Genomic DNA, 16,374 nt, shown 5'->3' with positions numbered 1-16,374 from the left:
GTTAGGCCATGTCCGCGCTCATAAATGATAGTATATAATGCCAACATGAAGAGATTGGCAGTCCTTCTTCTTTCTATAGGGACTTTAGTATTATACGGTCATGCAATAGCCGGTCTTGGCGGGTACCTCTGGGGAGACGGGAGGCCCTTCATGATCGCTTATGGCCTGGTGGGAGGCACAGCGACGGCCATAGTAGCCCTGTTCGTATGGAAACTCTATTTAAGGGAATTGGAATCATCGCACCTGAAGGGCGAGGAGGAGAAAAATGACGCGCGATAAAGCGGACGGCCTGATATTTGACATCGACGGCGTCCTCGTGGACGTGAGCCTGTCATACCCTATGGTCATAAGGACAGCCATACAGTGGGCTTGGCGCTTCCTTTTGGGACGCCGGGTGGATAAAACGGCCTTTAGAGGTGAACACCTTCTCATTTCCAAGAGGCACCCGGCTTTCAACGATGACTACGACACAGCTTGGGCCCTGCTCTGCGCCGCGGCCTCCACAGGCGAAGAGAGCTTAAGGGTAGCTTTCCCATCGCCAAAAAAATGGGAAGAAGAGCTCGCACGCTTTCGCGGCGACGATATCGCTTCTTGGGTCAAGGAGCGCTTCGGCGAAGCGATGCCCAGGGAATCCATGAGAAGGCTGTGCCAGGAGCTGTATTTCGGCCAAAAGGACATGAAAGAGATCCTCGGCGAGGAGCCGCGATTTGTAAGGATAAAAGGGCTCTATCGCCTGGAGCGGCCGCTGGTTCAATTTCACTGGAGAGCTTTACCTTTGCCGGTAGGCATATACACCGGCCGTCCCTTATCGGAGTGCAGGTTGGTTTTGAGGTTGTTAAATTGGGAAGATCTGCCTCGTAGCCATATGGTGACTTTGGATGACGGAGCCTTAAAGCCTTCTCCCAAGGGGCTCGAGTTGCTATGCGAGAGGCTTTCCCTATCGAACCCGCTATACTTTGGCGACGCGGAAAGCGACAGAGAGTCGCTTCGACGCTTCGGCCGGGGAAGATTCATCGCCATAGGTCCCTTTTTAAAAGACGACCCTTTTCACTTCCCCGACGTTCAGAGCGCCCTCGTCTCTTTGGGCTTCATGCGATCCAGGTGAAGCTCCACAAAGGGCCAATCGGGGCTTTTTGTTATCTCCTCCCAAGATACCACGCTGGTCCCCCTTTTTTGCACGACCAAGCCGGCGGCCACCGTAGCCAACTCGCAAGATGCCTCCCAACTCCAGCCAGACCCCAAGGACAGCGCGACAGCCGCGACGACCGTGTCCCCGGCGCCCGAGACATCGAAGACCTCCCGCGACCTGGCAAGAAAGTGACGCCACCTGCTCGCTGTGGCCAAAATCATCCCGTCTTCTCCTAACGTCATTATCAGCGCTTCGAGTTCAAACTCCTCTCTGAGCTTCATCGCTGCGGCCGCCTGGTCCTCGATGACAACAAGTTGGGAACCCACGAGCGCCTCCGCCTCGCTCCTGTTAGGGGTCATCACGGTGGCACCACGATAAAATTCCCTGTGTTGCGGTTTAGGATCCACCACCACTGGCACACCTTTCTTTTTACCTATCTCTATGCAGCGCTTCGCCACATTGGGCGTAACGACCCCCTTTGCATAGTCAGAGAGGACGAAGACATCGGCCTCTATAGCTTCAAGCGCAGCGATAATCATTTCCTCTTCTTCGGGAGCAAGAGGATGAACCTTCTCCCAATCCACGCGCACAACCTGTTGGTTCTGGACCACTATCCTGGTCTTTCTGGTCGTGGGGTTTTTCCTCAAGAAAGGGCCTATCACCGAGGCGCCGCGCGCTTCTATGAGCTTCAAAAACTCCCTGCCGAGGGCATCATCGCCCGCAAAGGTGAGGAGTTTCGCCACGCCCCCCATCGCAGAGACATTAGCGGCGACGTTGGCAGCGCCGCCCGGCCTGAGCTCTTCGCCTTCCACTGCCACGATCGGCACCGGCGCCTCGGGCGACAATCTCGTCGCTTTCCCCCATATATAATGATCCACCATGCCGTCGCCCACTATGGCCACGGTACACGATGGCACAAGGTTTCGTTTTTGCATTATCTCACCTCTTGCAGATCCAAAAGCAATCCCATATAAGCCTCCCAGGCTACGGCCAGCGGAAAGAGGTCCTCGGGAACATCGTATTTGGGATGATGAAGGCCATACTCGACGCCGGTCCCCATTATGCAGAAACACGAGGGAACGAGCTGAGAATAAAAGGCAAAATCTTCCCCGGCAAAAAGCGGCCTTTCCATAATCATGACATTTTCCTCGCCCAAAAGGGATTTGGAAAGTGTTAAGACACGCTCGGTCAAGGCTTCATCGTTAATAGTGGGAGGGCAATAGGGCATATACTCCATGGTGCCCATTACGCGAAAGGCCTTAGAGATGGTCGGCACAACCTCCTCAAGCCGTTTCCGCAAGTAATCGCGCGTATCAGTGTCAAAAGCCCTCACCGTACCCCATAGGTGCACCCGCTCCGGTATCACGTTGTAGGCCTCGCCGGCTTCAACCCTGCCGAAAGAGATCACCGCAGCCTTCATGGGGTTTATCTCTCGGTTTGTCAGACTTTGCGTCGCCAAAAGCAGCTGCGCCATAGCGATGATGGGGTCAACCACAAGGTGGGGCTCTGCCGCATGTCCGCCCACACCCTGCATCTCAACATGCATTTGGTCGGAAATCGCCGTCATGGGACCCGGACGGGTAAACAGCTTGCCGTATGGATAATGAGGCCAATAGTGAAACCCGAGGGCCATTCCCACGTCGAACCGCTTTATCAGGCCTCCCTCAACCATAGACTTAGCTCCGCCCATTCCCTCCTCAGCAGGCTGGAAGACGAAGACTACGGGTCGGGTGAGGTCGTCCTGATGGCGCGAAAGGAGCGTGGCCGCCCCAAGGAGCGTAGCCATGTGGGCATCGTGACCACAGGCGTGCATAAGACCGGGCATACAAGAGGCGAAGGGAAGATCTGTGCCTTCCTCCAAGGCCAGAGCGTCCATGTCGGACCTCAGCATCAAGGCGGGTTTTCTCAAATCCCCTCTCAACAGGCCGACAACCGAAGTGCTCGTCCCCAGACCCGTTATTACCTCCATCCCATCGAGGTCCGATAAGATCTGGACGATCCTGGCAGCCGTCACCCGCTCGTCAAAAGCTAACTCCGGAAACTGGTGAAACTCCCTTCGCCACGCCACAACCTGTTGCGAAATCTCCTCCGCCTCGTCCGATAACAGCGAACTTAGTATGTTATCTCTTTGTTCTTCTTCCATGAACTACCTCCTCAAAGCGACTTCAACCACCTGTGAAAGACATTCGGTGCACTCCACGGCTCAAGGCGCATCTGTGTAGCTACAGATCGCCCTACGATAAAACCATCATCGCTCAGGCGAGTCTGGTCTTCTACGTCCCACACTCCCCACCCAGCCCTGTCGGCAACGGATGATGTTTTCGCCGAGATGCCTTCTGGCCAATAGTGGGGGGGACGACCTCTTCTCTTTCTTCATCTGCCAATATTAAACGGGGAAACTGCATCTCCTTTTTTTCGACCTCCCTGCGCCAAAGCAAAAGCTAAAGGCATGTGCAGAGGTTAAACATATCATGTTCCCCATTATAATTCATTTAGTGGGGCAAGGCTTGTTTTGAATAATCTCATGCCGCCGTTGGAAAAATAAAAAAGGGGGGCTTTCCCCCCCTCGTAAAAACGTTCGGTAGGTTTTACGGCCAAATGCCGCGAAATCTCATGGCCGCAACCACACGGCCAATAGCGCGCACGTAAGCCGCTTGGCGCATTGTAATATCCGTCTCTTTCTTAAGTCTCCAAATCTCATGAAAGGCTTGAGTCATCCTTTCGTCAAGCTTTTTGTTGACCTGTTCTTCGGTCCAGTAATCGCCGGTCCTGCCTTGAATCCACTCAAAACAGCTCACAACAACGCCGCCCGCATTGGCCAATACATCAGGGACAACCAGTATACCTTTGTCGGTCAAAACTGCCTCTCCTTCAGGCGTAGTGGGGCCGTTGGCGAGCTCTAACACGACCTTTGCCTTTATCTTACCGGCGTTGGCCTCCGTTATGACGCCCTCAAGGGCCGCCGGGATCAGCACGTCGACGTCCAAGGCAAACAGATCCTCGTTAGAGATGGGCTCGGCATCGGGGAAGCCGGCCACGGTGCCTCTTTTCATGACATGCTCTTTCACGCTGGCGTAATCGAAACCCTTGGGGTTATAAATGCCTCCTTCAACGTCTGCGATTCCCACAACCTTCAAGCCCAGCTCCGAACAAAACATGTGGGCAAAACTTCCCACATTGCCATAACCCTGCAAAGCGCACGTTAAATCCTTACCCCAAAGGCCCATCTCCTTGAGCGTCTCGCGAAGGATATACAACACACCGCCCCTAGATGTAGCTGTACTCCTTCCAAGGGATCCGCCCATCTCTACGGGTTTACCGGTATAAGCGGATGGTTCGCCTCTCCCGATCACCTTTTCATAAGTATCGGTAAACCAAGCCATCACCTGCGGATTCGTATTGACGTCCGGAGCGGGGATATCGTAATCCGTGCCCATAAAGCGGGATATCCCTAAGGCATAAGCCCGAGAGAGCCTCTCAAGCTCCCCACGCGATAGGGCCGAAGGCGTGCAGCGTACGCCGCCCTTGGCGCCACCGTAAGGTAGACCGATTACGGCGCACTTAATGGTCATCCACGCCGACAACGCTACTACCTCGTCCCTCGTTACGTCCGGATGATAGCGAACTCCGCCTTTGTATGGGCCGAGGGCGTTGTTATGATGGCTCCTCCACGCCTTGATCATCTGGACGGAGCCGTCATCCATGCGCAGGGGTATCGTAAGTTCAAGGACTTCCTTAGGTTCCTTGATCATATCCACATACTCGGGCTCGACCTTGAGATACGGAACCGCCTCATCCACCTGCTCCAGGAACGCCTCGTAAGGGCTCTTTGGCATTTCGCATCCTCCTCCTTAGGTGATCTAAACCCAGAGCCTGGCACCCATCTTTACCAAGTATTTTACCATACTAAAAGATATTTAGCAAAATAAACCTCACAAAGACGCGGGTTATAAAAGACAAGAGTCGAGGCACTAAAAAAGGGCCTCATGCGAGGCCCTTTTGTTTGACTCTTTGAGTTTAATACTCCGGCATCTCAGGGACGGGAGTGCGCTCTTTCTTCTCGGGCTTATCCGCCACGAGTGCCTCGGTCGTCAAGACCATGGCAGCGATGGAGCCGGCGTTCTGGAGTGCGCTCCTCGTAACCTTCAATGGGTCGATGATCCCCGCCTGCACCATGTCTACGTATTCGCCCGTAGCGGCATTGAGGCCATGGCCTTTGGGAAGGCTTTTGACCTTCTCCACGACCACATCTCCCTGGAAGCCGGCGTTCTCGGCTATGAGGTGGAGAGGTTCAGACATGGCCCTCTGCACGATTTGAGCCCCGATCTTCTCGTCGCTCTCGAGGGTCTCGATGAACTTATCCAGCGCAGGTAGGGCATTGAGCAGGGCCACACCGCCACCAGCTACGATCCCCTCTTCCACGGCCGCCCTTGTGGCAGAGAGCGCGTCTTCTATACGGTGCTTGAGCTCTTTCTGCTCCGTCTCGGTAGCGGCACCCACCTGAATGACCGCCACCCCGCCGACCAACTTGGCCAACCGCTCCTGGAGCTTTTCCTTGTCGTACTCAGACGTGGATTCCTCGAGCTCGGCGCGAATCTGAGCGGCACGCTTGCGGATGGCCTCGGGATCGCCAGCGCCCTCTACTATGGTGGTCTCCTCCTTGGTCACGCGCACCTTTTTGGCGCGGCCAAGCATCGAGAGGTCAGCGTTCTCGAGCTTTATGCCGAGCTCCTCGCTTATAACCTGGCCACCCGTCACAATGGCGATGTCTTGTAACATGGCCTTTCTGCGCTCGCCGAAGCCGGGAGCTTTCACCGCGACGCACTGGAGTATGCCGCGCAGTTTGTTCACCACCAGCGTGGCGAGGGCTTCGCCCTCAACGTCTTCCGCTATGATGAGCAAGGGCTTGCCCGTCTGCACAGCTTTCTCCAAGATGGGAAGGAGATCCTTTACATTGCTGATCTTGCCGTCATTGATGAGGATGTATGCATCTTCGAGGACGGCCTCCATGCGCTCTGGGTCGGTTATCATGTAAGGGCTGATGTAACCCTTATCGAACTGCAACCCCTCCACCATCTCCAACGTGGTGCCTACGCTTTGGCTGTCCTCGACAGTGATGACGCCCTCCTCTCCTACCTTCTCCATGGCTTCGGCTATGAGTTCGCCTATGGCCTTGTCGTTGGCGGAGATAGCGGCTACCTGAGCGATCTTGTTTCTGTCCTTGACCGGGATCGACATCTTCTTGAGCTCGTCCACGACCACGTCAATGGCCTTCTCGATCCCCCGGCGCATCACCATGCCGTTGGCGCCGGCTGCAACGTTTTTCATGCCCTCGCGAACCATTATGCGAGCGAGCACTGTAGCGGTAGTAGTGCCGTCACCAGCAACATCGTTGGTCTTGGAGGCGACTTCTTTCAGGAGCTGGGCGCCCATATTCTCAAAGGGATCTTCGAGCTCTATCTCCTTGGCGATGGTGACGCCATCGTTCGTGATGGTAGGCGAGCCAAACTTCTTCTCCAATACCACGTTCCGACCCTTCGGGCCGAGCGTCACACCCACAGTGCTGGCCACCTTATCCATTCCTCGCTCTAAAGCTCGGCGTGCATCTTCATCGAACATGAGAATTTTAGCCATTCTCGTACACCCTCCTTTTTGTAATCTTGCGCTATCGCTCAACTACAGCGAGCACGTCGCGCTCGCTGAGAATAAGATATTCTTCTCCGTCGATCTTGATCTCCGTACCGGCGTACTTGCTGAAGATTACGCGGTCTCCGACCTTAACTTCAAGTGGAAGCTTTTGGCCGTTATCGAGGACACGACCGCTTCCTACGCTTATGACCTCTCCCTCTTGCGGCTTCTCTTTGGCCGTATCGGGAAGCACGATACCTCCCTTCGTCTTCTCCTCCTGCGTGAGAACTTTGACCACTACTCGATCGCCGAGCGGTTTCACCTTCATGTTCGAATCCCTCCTAATCGAAAATTGTGTTAGCACTCAATATGAAGGAGTGCTAATCAAGCCATGAATAAGGATAGCGATAAGCGCCAATATATTCAACATCCAATAATCGTGGTTAATGGCGTTTATTCAAGGATAATGGCCATAATGGTATTCATTCTTATGAAAGCGCTGTTTTTCGCCGTTTTTCTCTCGTTTTCTTTGAATTACTCGGCGAGCACCAAGGAAGGATCGGGAGAAAAGGAGATGTCAGACCGCAAGCCGCGCGCGTAGGCATCGTAACCGGCCGCAGCGATCATTGCAGCATTATCCGTGCAGAGTTCTCGAGGGGGAATATACACCTCCCATGCATCTTGAGACGCCACAGCTTCTCTGAGGGCGCTGTTCGCCGCCACCCCTCCCGATATAGCTACCCTCTCGACGCCCGTCATCTCCACAGACAGGCGCATTTTGGACATCAGCGCCTCCACGGCAGCGCGCTGAAATGAGGCGCATATATCAGCTACTGGGATGGGAGCACCCTCCTGCTCCAAGCGGCGCACAGCCCAAAGGACCGCCGTCTTCAGGCCGCTGAAGCTGAACTCCACATTTCTGGTGTGCCCGAGCGGTACCGGGAATGTAAATGCCTTCGGGTCACCCTCCTTGGCCAGGCGATCTATCGCCGGCCCTCCTGGATACCCCAAACCCAAGAGCTTAGCTACCTTGTCGTAGGCCTCGCCAGCAGCATCATCGCGCGTCTTCCCCAAGAGCAAATAGTCGCCGAAAGACCGCACCAGGATGACCTCGGTATGGCCACCCGAAACGATCAGGCACAAAAACGGAGGCTCTAAAGAGGGATGAGACAATACATTGGCGAATATATGCCCCTCCAGGTGGTTTACGGCGATCAACGGAGCTTCCCAGGTCTGAGCGAGGGCCTTAGCCGTCATCGCGCCCACCAGTAGCGACCCCATGAGACCAGGACCTCTCGTCACGGCGACGAGGTCAATGTCGCGATGAGGGTTTGAGACTCCGCCGTCCGATAAAACTTTGCGAAGGAGAGAAATTATCACCTCCTGATGCTTGCGAGAGGCCAGTTCAGGCAATACCCCGCCATAAGGAGCGTGTAAATCCACTTGGCTGGACACCACAGAAGAGAGCACCTCCCTCGGCCCTGAAAGTACGGCCAGGGAGGTGTCATCGCACGATGTCTCGATGCCTAAAGTCAAAAAGGAGGCATCACTCACGCTGCACACCCACTGCAACCGGAGCAATTCCCGCCGCAGTTCGCCTTCTTTCTAATGGGTCTTCCCTCGAGGTGAAAGAGCACCTTGCCGCGGCAGAAGGGACAGCGGTTTACGGGATCTTCCACCTCGAATTCCCTACTGCAAGCAACGCAGCGATATTTATGCATCACGCTTCACCTCCCCTTCGGGACGCGAAAGGTAGCCTTGTCTTCTCCATACGAGATGATTATCTCCTGGCCGGGTTTCAGCTTTAGACCTGGGACACGAAAGGAAAGGCTACCCTCAAAGCGGCTCGGCAGATCTCCCTTCGGGACATACGCCGGCTTTGTGAGGATGTCCTCCTCCTTTAGCGCGTAATCGGCGACAGAAATCTTCATCGGGTCGAACGTCCACGGATTATATGTCTCGATGCGCAGCACAAAGAGGACACCCCTTTTTAGCTCTTCGCTCGCGAAATCCTTGGCATGCCAACGCAGCCAGTCGGGAAACTCGCTCGGGGTCCTCAGCGCTTCAACAAGGGCAGCGTCCACGTATATGAAATCGAGCCTCGCCTGAGCGCCTATGACGAGGCCGTCCAACTGCTTCCCTTCTGCTCGTATGGAGACCATCCTTTCCTGGATCAATGCCTCTTCATCCGCTATTGCCGCCGAAGCGAACGAACACAGCAAAATCGCGATGATAACCCCTATTTTATTCATCCCTTTTCACCCTCGCTTTATCCCGCCTTATCGCTTCTGCCACCCATCCCCACTCCGCACACTTGAGGCGCCGCACAGTTATTATATAACTTGCAGCACCGACGGCGAAGGCGCCGCACATCCAAAGGGCCCGCAAGGGCAATCCAGCACCCAAGGGATAGGGTATGAAAAACTTATAGAACATCGAAGCTCCACCCGTAGCCGCCAAACTCAAAGCGAGCCTCGACACCCACGGTATATCGAAAAGCCCGATCGGCCTGCCGAGTGAGGTGCGCAAGAACTGCCCACCGACGAGAGACGCAGACGTGAAGGCGATAGCACTGGATAGCGCAAGCCCCCTGTATGAGAGGAATCGCATGAGGACCACGCTACAGGCGAGGTTGGCCAAAACGCTCGTAACTACTACGAAAAACGCAGCCTTGGGGAAGCGACGAGCGTAAAGCGCCCTCAATGTAACGTTGTTGCAGGCCATGCCAGGAAGTCCAAGGGCATAAAAGAAGAGGGCACCGCTCGTAGCGCGCCAGGCCCAGTCGCCGAAGGCGCCACGGTAGAACAACAGATGAACTGCCTCGCTCGCATACAAGAGAGTGCATAAGGTTATAGGTGAAACAATGAAGAGCGTGAAGCGCAGGGCATCTCGCCCTATGTCGGCAAAGGCAACTTCGTCCTCGAGGGCAGCCCTGGAAAAGAGGGGAAGCACAGCCTGAGAGACGGCTATAACGAAAAGGCCGAGGGGAAGCTGAATAAGGCGATCCGCATAGTTGAGCACGGAAATGGCCCCATCCTCCAAAAAGGATCCGAGGATGCGGTTTATGATGGGGTGAAACTGGTTCAAGGAAAGCCCAGCGGCATAAGGGAAAAACAGGCGAACCATACGCCAGAGCTCCGGATCCCTTCCGGGCATGGCTGGAATGAGCATCAAACCTTTGCCCGCGCACCACGCCCACTGCAGGCCCATCTGAAAACATCCGCCCAACAAAACCGCAACGGCAGGGGCCCATATTCCCATTTTCCAATATAATAACGATATGGCCACTATATAAACCAAGTTGGCCACTGCAGGGGCTATAGCGGGCACCAAGAAGCTCTCCATGCTGTTGAGCGCTCCCATGGCCAAGGCAGCGAGGGAAACCAATATTAAATAGGGCATGAGAAGGCGAGTCAAGTTCGTCGCCAAGACGGCATCCTGCCCCTTAAAGCCGGGGGCTATAAGAAAGACCAGGTAAGGCGCGAAGATTATGCCCGCTGTGACGAAGAGCGCTCCCATCGCCAGAAGGAGCGTTACGGCTTCTTTCGCAAGCCTCTCGGCGCGATCGAGGCCGTCTCTCGCCAAGGCTTGAGAGAAGACGGGGACGAAGGTGGCAGAGAGCGCCCCCTCCGCCAAGAGCTGTCGGGAAAGGTTTGCCAACGTATAGGCCACATAGAAGGCATCGAGCTCCCGTGTGGCGCCAAAAAACGCTGCCGTGAGGATCTCCCTTAACATGCCGAGGATACGGCTCGCAAGTGTTCCAGCCGTCATTCGCAGCGAATGACGCACCATTTTGGAGACAAAAAGGTCAGGAGAGGAATGCGAAGATGGAGAATGGGTTTTCGTCATTTGAAGTACACCTCTGGGGGTTGGGCAACAGACTGAGGGGAGACGATGGCGTCGGCGTCTGCATAGCAGAATCGCTCATACCTATAGCACCACCGTGGATGCGTGTAGTGGTTTGCGAAACGGTGCCCGAAAACTTCACACCGTGGCTTTTGCGCGACCGTCCCAAAGAGCTCGTCGTAGTAGATGCGGCGAACATGGGCCTCAAAGCCGGCAGCGTAAGACGCCTTACGCTCGACGACCTCGCAGAAGCCGTTTTTGAAACTCACGGAATAACCCTGCCTCTCATATTGGGGCCTCACTTGGAGTGGTTAACGGTGACGGCGATAGGCATACAACCCGAACAACTCTCACCGTCTCTCGACCTATCTCCAGCCGTGCGCCGTGCAGCTTCTGCCGTCATAAACATAATCCTCAACGGCACTTGGCAAAAAATACCGCGCCTTCACCAGCGAAAGCGCTCGCCCAAGTAAAATCTGCGCGCCATGTCGCTCGCGGCGACATCTCTGGGAGAGCCCTCAATTACTATACTACCGTTGTGGATCAAGCAAGCCCTGTCCGTTATGGCCAATGTCTCTCTGACGTTATGGTCGGTGAGCAATATGCCGTATCCTTTTGACTTTAGATTAATGATGAGTTGTTGGATGTCGTAAACTGCAATAGGATCTATCCCGCTGAACGGCTCGTCCAACAAGATGAAGTCAGGCATCGTAGCCAAACTGCGGGCTATTTCCACACGCCGTCTTTCCCCGCCACTCAGAGAGTTGCCGTGCACGTGAGCTATCTCGGCGATGCCGAACTCTTCGATGAGATGATCGACTATCTCCTTCCGCCCTTTTTGATCCAAACCCCGTTCTTCGAGGACGAGCTCCAGGTTCTCTCTAACGGTGAGATTTCTAAACACGGAGGGCTCTTGAGGAAGATATCCTATCCCCAAGCGCGCTCGCCTATACACAGGCATAGGCGTCACATCCAAGCCGTCGAGGTAAATTCTGCCTTTATCGGGAAAGATCAGCCCGACGATCATATAAAAGGTGGTGGTCTTACCTGCGCCATTCGGGCCCAGCAGGCCGACTATCTCCCCTCGCTTCACCTTGAGGCTTACCGACGACACGACGGTGCGCTCTCGAAAGCTCTTTTCAAGCCCCTCTGCTCGCAGGGTTTGGGCCATTCTACTTTTTCTCCTGCTCTCTCAAGAACTCGATCTGAGGAGATCCGTGAGCTTCAACTCTCCTGCTCTCCAAAAACAGGATGAGTGTGTCCGCCCGTATCGTGCGGTCCTTCTGAAATACCACCGCCTTTTTGCCAGTCACGGTGATAGTGCCGCGATCCTTGGAGTAGACAGCCCTGTTTCCAGAGAGTGTCGTCTCCTCTTGGGAGGTGCGCTGTTTGGCAATCACGTTACCCACGGCCACTAAATCCTTTATCTCTTCGCCCTCAATGTTACCCTCGATTTCTCTGGCGGAAAGCGTGATCCCTTTGGCCTTATCTTCAAAGTGCTTCGCATCCTTAGCCCAAAAACGACCCCCCCGACGGCCGACCTCTTGAGCCTGAACTGCGTAAGCGCTCGTAACTGCGTCCACATTCGACCGGGCGACATAGTTATCCGGAGAACCCCAGGGCCACTCGAGTTCATCGGCAACTATGCGCTCTTCCCCGCGCAGCAGTTTAGCGTTTCCCTTAGCTGTGGCTATTCTTCCCTCTTCGCGCTGCTGCACCACTAATTCGTCACAGACTAAGTCAATTCCATCCTTTTGGAAGTGGCCGCGCACGTTGCCATAAAGGCGGAAAGTGCTGCCGTCAGACCTTCCTTCGCCCTCATCGGCCTCTATTACGACGTCCGCCTCCCGGATCACCACGCTGCCGGAGGCCTTGATTTGGCCCGTCGAGGGATCATAATACAGGCTCTCGGCGTTCAACGTCACCGTCTCCTGAGACGCCGCAACTGCGGTCCAAAGACAGAGGCATAACAATGCCCCTATGATCTTTCTCACGCGCTTCACCACCTAAAAAGAACTCGCCTTTTATTTTATCCCATCTCAGGAGAGGAAGCACCTGCGCAGGGCTTCCACGGCGCGCTCCACATCGCTGGATTCTACGACACACGTAATCGATTCATTAGTGGATGAGATCATGTCTATGTTGATGCCCTCTTGCGCGAGGGTCGAAAACACTTGATATGGAACCTCGGGCCGTTCGGACACTCCGGGGCCGGTTACCGTAACGCGACCGATCTCGGCGTCGAACGTCACGCCCTGAGAGCCTATCTCCTTCGCCACTTCACGGCAAGCCTCTATAGCTTTGCCCAGGATATCTCTCCTGACTAAGAAAGCTATATCGTTCACGCCACCCCTCATGATGCTTTGGATGATCATTCCGACCTTAACGTCGCGCTCGGCCAAGCGCGAAAAGAGGCGAGCTGCTATGCCGGGCACATCCGGCACACCCAAAATTGCCACCTTTGCTACATTGTGATCACAGGTCACGGAGTCCACAGTTTGACCGCCAAAGGCCTTGGGCTCATCGGCCGCTTTTGACATGTTGTATCTCCTCCTTGTCGAGCGAAGGCTCTGTATATTCTACAACGGCTCCGTTTTCGTCTATGTCGAGGACAAAAAAGCGGGAACGAACCCCCTTTTCCATGAACGTGCGGCAGGCTGCCTCGGCGACCTCTTGCACGTTCCCTCTCGCAAAGGCCATGACGCTCGGGCCTGAGCCGCTTATCGCCACACCGAGACACCCGGGAACGGACCTTACCCTTTCCAAAATCTCCTCTCCACCGGGGAAGAGGCGAGCCCTGAATTGCTGGTGAAGTCGGTCTTCCATGGCCCACGGCAAATGGTCCCACTGTCCGGTCGCCCACGAAGCGGCGAGCAGCGCCACGCGGCTCACGTTAAAAATTGCGTCGCTCAAGCTCACTTGCTCAGGCAAAGCTTGACGGGCCTCGCTCGTGCTCACCTCTACATTGGGCACAGCCACAACCACGACTATATCCCGAGGAGGGGAAGGGAGCTTGACATACCGCAGCTCCCGGCCATCCCACGAGCTGACGACCATGCCGCCCAAACAACTCGGGACCACATTGTCTGGATGTCCTTCAATGGCAACCATCAAGGCGAGCAGCTCATCCTTATCCAAGGGGTTGTCTCTCATGGCATTGGCGAGGAGCACCCCGCCGACGACCGCGCTGGACGAACTTCCAAGCCCTCTGCGCAAGGGAATGGCGTTGAGGCATCGAAGCTTGAGCCCGGGAGCTTCGATCCCCAATTCCCCCGCGGCGCGCTCATAGCTTTTGATGAGCAAATTTCCAATGGGATCTTCGAGCTCGTGTTCCCCCTCGCCAATAACTTCTATCTCGTAGCTGCCGCTGGGAAGAAGCGAAAGGAGGTCGTAAAAATTGTAGAGAGAAAGGGCCATGCCAAGAGTATCGAAACCCGAACCAAGATTTGCACTCGACGCAGGCACCTTCACTCGCAAGATCATGGCGCCATCACCTTCCGCAGGGCCTCCATGGTCCCATCCACTTCGACGGGCTCACCGGCCTTGGACATGGCTGTGTCCGGATCCTTTAGGCCGTTTCCTGTCAGTATCATCGCGATCGTCGTCGCCTGCGGCAATTTGCCATCCCGCTTGAGCCTCATCAGGCCCGCCAGCGGAGCACAGGAGGCAGGCTCGGCGAAGACGCCTTCGCGAGAAGCCAAAAGGCTTTGGGCTTCGAGTATCTCCTCGTCGCTCACGGCCATGAAGAATCCGCCGCTCATTTTAACCGCAGCGCGCGCTTTTTGGGCGTTCACCGGCCGACCTATGCGAATCGCCGTAGCGACGGTCTCGGGTTTGTCGCATTCGACGCCACTAACGAGAGGCGATGCCCCCTGGGCTTGAACGCCCACCATTCGCGGCACGCCCTGGCACTTCCCCATCCTCCGATACTGGACGAAGCCCGCCCAGTAGGCGGTGATGTTTCCTGCGTTCCCAACGGGAAGAACGCACCAATCTGGAGCCCTACCCAGTTCGTCGCAGATCTCCCAAGCGCCGCTGCGCTGGCCCCAGAGGCGATACGGGTTCACGGAGTTCACGATGGCCAACCGCCACTCGTCGGATGCAGCCATCGCCAACTCCAAAGCCTTGTCGAAGTTGCCGCGCACCGCCAAAACCTTGGCACCGTAGATCAAGGCTTGGGCAAGTTTGCCCCTCGCCACTTTGCCGGCGGGAAGGATCACATAACAGGGGAGACCGGCCGCCGCAGAATAAGCAGCCGCCGAGGCGGAAGTGTTGCCAGTGGAAGCGCAGACGACGGCGCGAGCCCTGCCTTCCAAGGCTTTAGCCACGGCCAACACCATCCCCCTATCTTTAAAAGAACCGGTGGGGTTGGCGCCTTCCACCTTTCCGTACAGCTTTACGCCCAAGCTTTTGCCTACGTTTCGCAACGGCAAAAACGGCGTGTTTCCCTCTCCCAGCGAGATGCGCGGGGTTGCGGATGTGAGAGGAAAGAGATCCTCATAGCGCTCGAGCAGACCAATCAATTTTTATCCCTCCAAATAAATAAAAGATCTTGCCCACCCCCCACAAGGAGACGGGCAAGATCCCGCGGTTCCACTCCTCTTCCGGGCACTGGGCCCGGCGCTCGAAATCCGCTGTTTGGGGCGGACCCCGCCGCCTTATCCTAAGACTAAGGCTTCGACGACAGCTCCGGGGTGGTCTTCACATCGACAAGCGCAGGAGCCTCGCACCTTTGGCCCCCTCTCTGAAGCGCTCGTACCGATATTACTCTCCCCTTCATCGCAATAATTTAAAGCTTAAATCACAAAGCATCTCACGACGTTAAATGGCCGTCGTTCATCGGCGATCTAAATCGAACTTTGATCCTCATATATCAAAACCATACAAACCTGGAACACATCTACTTCCATTCAACAGCTCAAAAATCCTTCATAACTGCCGATCGGGGTTGGCTTCACTCCTCGGGCTCGAACATGTCCTTCCCTACGCCGCAGACGGGGCAAACCCAATCATCAGGGAGCTCTTCAAAGGGCGTGCCCGGAGCAATGCCCGAATCGGGGTCGCCATTGGCAGGATCATAAACATAGCCGCAAACCGTGCATACGTATTTCATACCTCCATCTCCCCTCCCATAACTCTTGGCAATCTAACAAGCAGCATTATATAGCCTCACTGAAGATAAAACAAGCAACCTGTTTTCGCTTGGAATTTTACATGAAGCATCTGTCAGCTTCGCCTACATTTTTACATGAGCTATTAAGGCAACTTCAAAGGACAGCCGCGCTAAGGCTCCGCAGATCCAAGCTGAGGTTTCTCGGTTTACCCAGATGTTCACTCACCCTTTTGTCCAAGACTCCATCTGAGCTCTGCCGTTACGCCGTTATATAAAGGCACCACTTTGAGGTTTGCGATCTAAAACGTCAAGACCGCATAACCATCTTTAAGATATCCAGTCAGCGGTTCTCCCATGTAAATCACTTCGATCCCTAACTCCTCCAATCGCTTGGATACCCCATATCTGTCCGCACAGGCCTTGCACGCCAACAACTCGACGCCGGCTTTCTTTAGCTCGGCCAACTCCGCCTGAAGCTCTTGGTCCACGGATACGAGCTTCGCCGAAGGACCCCAGACCACCAGCTTGACGTTGTTCCACCATCCCTTGAGTTTGGAGTTCTTTGTATACATGAAGACCGTATTTAGGGCCACATCTCTGTCCCTCGAACTCCATACCACTACCAACGTATCGGCCTTTACCAACGACATATCCCCCT

Annotated in this window: 20 protein-coding genes and 1 other annotated feature; of the genes, 3 read left to right on the top strand and 17 right to left on the bottom strand. The window is 55.2% G+C overall.

Translation table 11 applies throughout. The features are described from left to right. Window positions 1-45: 45 nt before the first annotated feature. Together EZM41_RS01875 and EZM41_RS01870 are read left to right on the top strand one after the other, a co-directional pair. Window positions 46-279, top strand: coding sequence for a hypothetical protein (locus EZM41_RS01875; RefSeq protein WP_198468844.1), 234 nt, complete (start codon window positions 46-48; stop codon window positions 277-279). Further along, the gene (locus tag EZM41_RS01870) at window positions 266-1,105 is read left to right on the top strand and encodes an HAD family hydrolase (protein ID WP_198468842.1); all 840 of its coding nucleotides are present in this window, start codon (window positions 266-268) and stop codon (window positions 1,103-1,105) included. The genes EZM41_RS01875 and EZM41_RS01870 overlap by 14 nt, the downstream gene beginning before the upstream one ends. Here the strand turns inward: EZM41_RS01870 and EZM41_RS01865 are convergent. From EZM41_RS01865 to murJ, 10 genes are all read right to left on the bottom strand, one after another. After that, window positions 1,063-2,064 (bottom strand): bifunctional heptose 7-phosphate kinase/heptose 1-phosphate adenyltransferase, encoded by a 1,002-nt coding sequence (locus EZM41_RS01865; protein ID WP_198468840.1) that lies wholly within the window; start codon window positions 2,062-2,064, stop codon window positions 1,063-1,065. The two genes, EZM41_RS01870 and EZM41_RS01865, sit on opposite strands and share 43 nt — an antisense overlap. Further along, entirely contained in the window at window positions 2,064-3,272 is a 1,209-nt protein-coding gene (locus EZM41_RS01860; RefSeq protein WP_198468838.1) for a M20 metallopeptidase family protein, read from the bottom strand. The genes EZM41_RS01865 and EZM41_RS01860 overlap by 1 nt, the downstream gene beginning before the upstream one ends. An 11-nt stretch (window positions 3,273-3,283) precedes the next feature. Then, window positions 3,284-3,415: a hypothetical protein gene (locus EZM41_RS14140; RefSeq protein ID WP_269778840.1), complete on the bottom strand. Its 132-nt coding sequence runs from the start codon at window positions 3,413-3,415 to the stop codon at window positions 3,284-3,286. Window positions 3,416-3,717: 302 nt separating this feature from the next. Continuing rightward, window positions 3,718-4,965 (bottom strand): Glu/Leu/Phe/Val family dehydrogenase, encoded by a 1,248-nt coding sequence (locus EZM41_RS01855; protein WP_198468836.1) that lies wholly within the window; start codon window positions 4,963-4,965, stop codon window positions 3,718-3,720. A gap of 181 nt (window positions 4,966-5,146) precedes the next feature. Continuing rightward, window positions 5,147-6,763, bottom strand: coding sequence for a chaperonin GroEL (gene groL / locus EZM41_RS01850; protein ID WP_198468834.1), 1,617 nt, complete (start codon window positions 6,761-6,763; stop codon window positions 5,147-5,149). A gap of 31 nt (window positions 6,764-6,794) precedes the next feature. After that, window positions 6,795-7,085, bottom strand: a complete 291-nt coding sequence (gene groES / locus EZM41_RS01845) for a co-chaperone GroES (protein WP_198468832.1) — start codon at window positions 7,083-7,085, stop codon at window positions 6,795-6,797. Between the two features lie 206 nt (window positions 7,086-7,291). Continuing rightward, window positions 7,292-8,311, bottom strand: coding sequence for a tRNA (adenosine(37)-N6)-threonylcarbamoyltransferase complex transferase subunit TsaD (gene tsaD / locus EZM41_RS01840; RefSeq protein WP_198468830.1), 1,020 nt, complete (start codon window positions 8,309-8,311; stop codon window positions 7,292-7,294). Continuing rightward, a complete protein-coding gene (locus tag EZM41_RS01835) occupies window positions 8,308-8,478 on the bottom strand; it encodes a hypothetical protein (protein ID WP_198468828.1) in 171 nt (56 codons plus the stop codon). The genes tsaD and EZM41_RS01835 overlap by 4 nt, the downstream gene beginning before the upstream one ends. A gap of 6 nt (window positions 8,479-8,484) precedes the next feature. After that, window positions 8,485-9,009 carry a hypothetical protein gene (locus EZM41_RS01830; protein WP_198468826.1) on the bottom strand — a complete coding sequence of 175 codons (525 nt, stop codon included), beginning with the start codon at window positions 9,007-9,009 and terminating at the stop codon, window positions 8,485-8,487. After that, window positions 9,002-10,606 (bottom strand): murein biosynthesis integral membrane protein MurJ, encoded by a 1,605-nt coding sequence (murJ, locus tag EZM41_RS01825; RefSeq protein ID WP_198468824.1) that lies wholly within the window; start codon window positions 10,604-10,606, stop codon window positions 9,002-9,004. Before murJ ends, EZM41_RS01830 begins: the two co-directional genes overlap by 8 nt. Here murJ and EZM41_RS01820 point away from each other — a divergent pair. Next, window positions 10,585-11,076: a hydrogenase maturation protease gene (locus EZM41_RS01820; protein ID WP_198468822.1), complete on the top strand. Its 492-nt coding sequence runs from the start codon at window positions 10,585-10,587 to the stop codon at window positions 11,074-11,076. The two genes, murJ and EZM41_RS01820, sit on opposite strands and share 22 nt — an antisense overlap. Here EZM41_RS01820 and lptB read toward each other — a convergent pair. From lptB to EZM41_RS01785, 7 genes are all read right to left on the bottom strand, one after another. Beyond that, window positions 11,049-11,774 carry an LPS export ABC transporter ATP-binding protein gene (gene lptB / locus EZM41_RS01815; protein ID WP_198468820.1) on the bottom strand — a complete coding sequence of 242 codons (726 nt, stop codon included), beginning with the start codon at window positions 11,772-11,774 and terminating at the stop codon, window positions 11,049-11,051. The genes EZM41_RS01820 and lptB overlap by 28 nt on opposite strands. Before the next feature lies 1 nt (window position 11,775). Then, the gene (locus EZM41_RS01810; RefSeq protein ID WP_198468818.1) at window positions 11,776-12,597 is read right to left on the bottom strand and encodes an LptA/OstA family protein; all 822 of its coding nucleotides are present in this window, start codon (window positions 12,595-12,597) and stop codon (window positions 11,776-11,778) included. A 45-nt stretch (window positions 12,598-12,642) separates the two neighbouring features. Beyond that, window positions 12,643-13,143, bottom strand: coding sequence for an ACT domain-containing protein (locus tag EZM41_RS01805; RefSeq protein ID WP_198468816.1), 501 nt, complete (start codon window positions 13,141-13,143; stop codon window positions 12,643-12,645). After that, entirely contained in the window at window positions 13,124-14,086 is a 963-nt protein-coding gene (thrB, locus tag EZM41_RS01800; RefSeq protein WP_198468814.1) for a homoserine kinase, read from the bottom strand. Before thrB ends, EZM41_RS01805 begins: the two co-directional genes overlap by 20 nt. Continuing rightward, the gene (thrC, locus tag EZM41_RS01795) at window positions 14,083-15,123 is read right to left on the bottom strand and encodes a threonine synthase (protein WP_446697802.1); all 1,041 of its coding nucleotides are present in this window, start codon (window positions 15,121-15,123) and stop codon (window positions 14,083-14,085) included. Before thrC ends, thrB begins: the two co-directional genes overlap by 4 nt. A 46-nt stretch (window positions 15,124-15,169) precedes the next feature. Continuing rightward, window positions 15,170-15,392 (bottom strand) — a binding site (T-box leader). 165 nt (window positions 15,393-15,557) lie between these two features. Beyond that, a complete protein-coding gene (rd, locus tag EZM41_RS01790; protein WP_198468810.1) occupies window positions 15,558-15,716 on the bottom strand; it encodes a rubredoxin in 159 nt (52 codons plus the stop codon). A gap of 299 nt (window positions 15,717-16,015) precedes the next feature. Further along, complete coding sequence (locus EZM41_RS01785; RefSeq protein WP_198468808.1) at window positions 16,016-16,366, bottom strand: DsrE family protein; 351 nt, start codon at window positions 16,364-16,366, stop codon at window positions 16,016-16,018. Between the last annotated feature and the right edge of the window lie 8 nt (window positions 16,367-16,374).

Origin of the sequence: Acetomicrobium sp. S15 = DSM 107314 (assembly GCF_016125955.1) — a bacterium.
GTDB classification, from domain to species: domain Bacteria; phylum Synergistota; class Synergistia; order Synergistales; family Thermosynergistaceae; genus Thermosynergistes; species Thermosynergistes pyruvativorans.
This window is presented reverse-complemented; position numbering and strand designations above follow the sequence as displayed.

Excerpts from the sequence above, each read along its gene's own strand:
- EZM41_RS01875 (WP_198468844.1), top strand. The coding sequence starts at position 46 with ATGAAGAGATTGGCAGTCCTTCTTCTTTCTATAGGGACTTTAGTATTA.
- EZM41_RS01870 (WP_198468842.1), top strand. The coding sequence starts at position 266 with ATGACGCGCGATAAAGCGGACGGCCTGATATTTGACATCGACGGCGTC.
- EZM41_RS01865 (WP_198468840.1), bottom strand. The coding sequence starts at position 2,064 with ATGCAAAAACGAAACCTTGTGCCATCGTGTACCGTGGCCATAGTGGGC.
- EZM41_RS01860 (WP_198468838.1), bottom strand. The coding sequence starts at position 3,272 with ATGGAAGAAGAACAAAGAGATAACATACTAAGTTCGCTGTTATCGGAC.
- EZM41_RS01855 (WP_198468836.1), bottom strand. The coding sequence starts at position 4,965 with ATGCCAAAGAGCCCTTACGAGGCGTTCCTGGAGCAGGTGGATGAGGCG.
- groL (WP_198468834.1), bottom strand. The coding sequence starts at position 6,763 with ATGGCTAAAATTCTCATGTTCGATGAAGATGCACGCCGAGCTTTAGAG.
- groES (WP_198468832.1), bottom strand. The coding sequence starts at position 7,085 with ATGAAGGTGAAACCGCTCGGCGATCGAGTAGTGGTCAAAGTTCTCACG.
- EZM41_RS01835 (WP_198468828.1), bottom strand. The coding sequence starts at position 8,478 with ATGCATAAATATCGCTGCGTTGCTTGCAGTAGGGAATTCGAGGTGGAA.
- EZM41_RS01830 (WP_198468826.1), bottom strand. The coding sequence starts at position 9,009 with ATGAATAAAATAGGGGTTATCATCGCGATTTTGCTGTGTTCGTTCGCT.
- EZM41_RS01820 (WP_198468822.1), top strand. The coding sequence starts at position 10,585 with ATGGAGAATGGGTTTTCGTCATTTGAAGTACACCTCTGGGGGTTGGGC.
- murJ (WP_198468824.1), bottom strand. The coding sequence starts at position 10,606 with ATGACGAAAACCCATTCTCCATCTTCGCATTCCTCTCCTGACCTTTTT.
- lptB (WP_198468820.1), bottom strand. The coding sequence starts at position 11,774 with ATGGCCCAAACCCTGCGAGCAGAGGGGCTTGAAAAGAGCTTTCGAGAG.
- EZM41_RS01805 (WP_198468816.1), bottom strand. The coding sequence starts at position 13,143 with ATGTCAAAAGCGGCCGATGAGCCCAAGGCCTTTGGCGGTCAAACTGTG.
- thrB (WP_198468814.1), bottom strand. The coding sequence starts at position 14,086 with ATGATCTTGCGAGTGAAGGTGCCTGCGTCGAGTGCAAATCTTGGTTCG.
- rd (WP_198468810.1), bottom strand. The coding sequence starts at position 15,716 with ATGAAATACGTATGCACGGTTTGCGGCTATGTTTATGATCCTGCCAAT.
- EZM41_RS01785 (WP_198468808.1), bottom strand. The coding sequence starts at position 16,366 with ATGTCGTTGGTAAAGGCCGATACGTTGGTAGTGGTATGGAGTTCGAGG.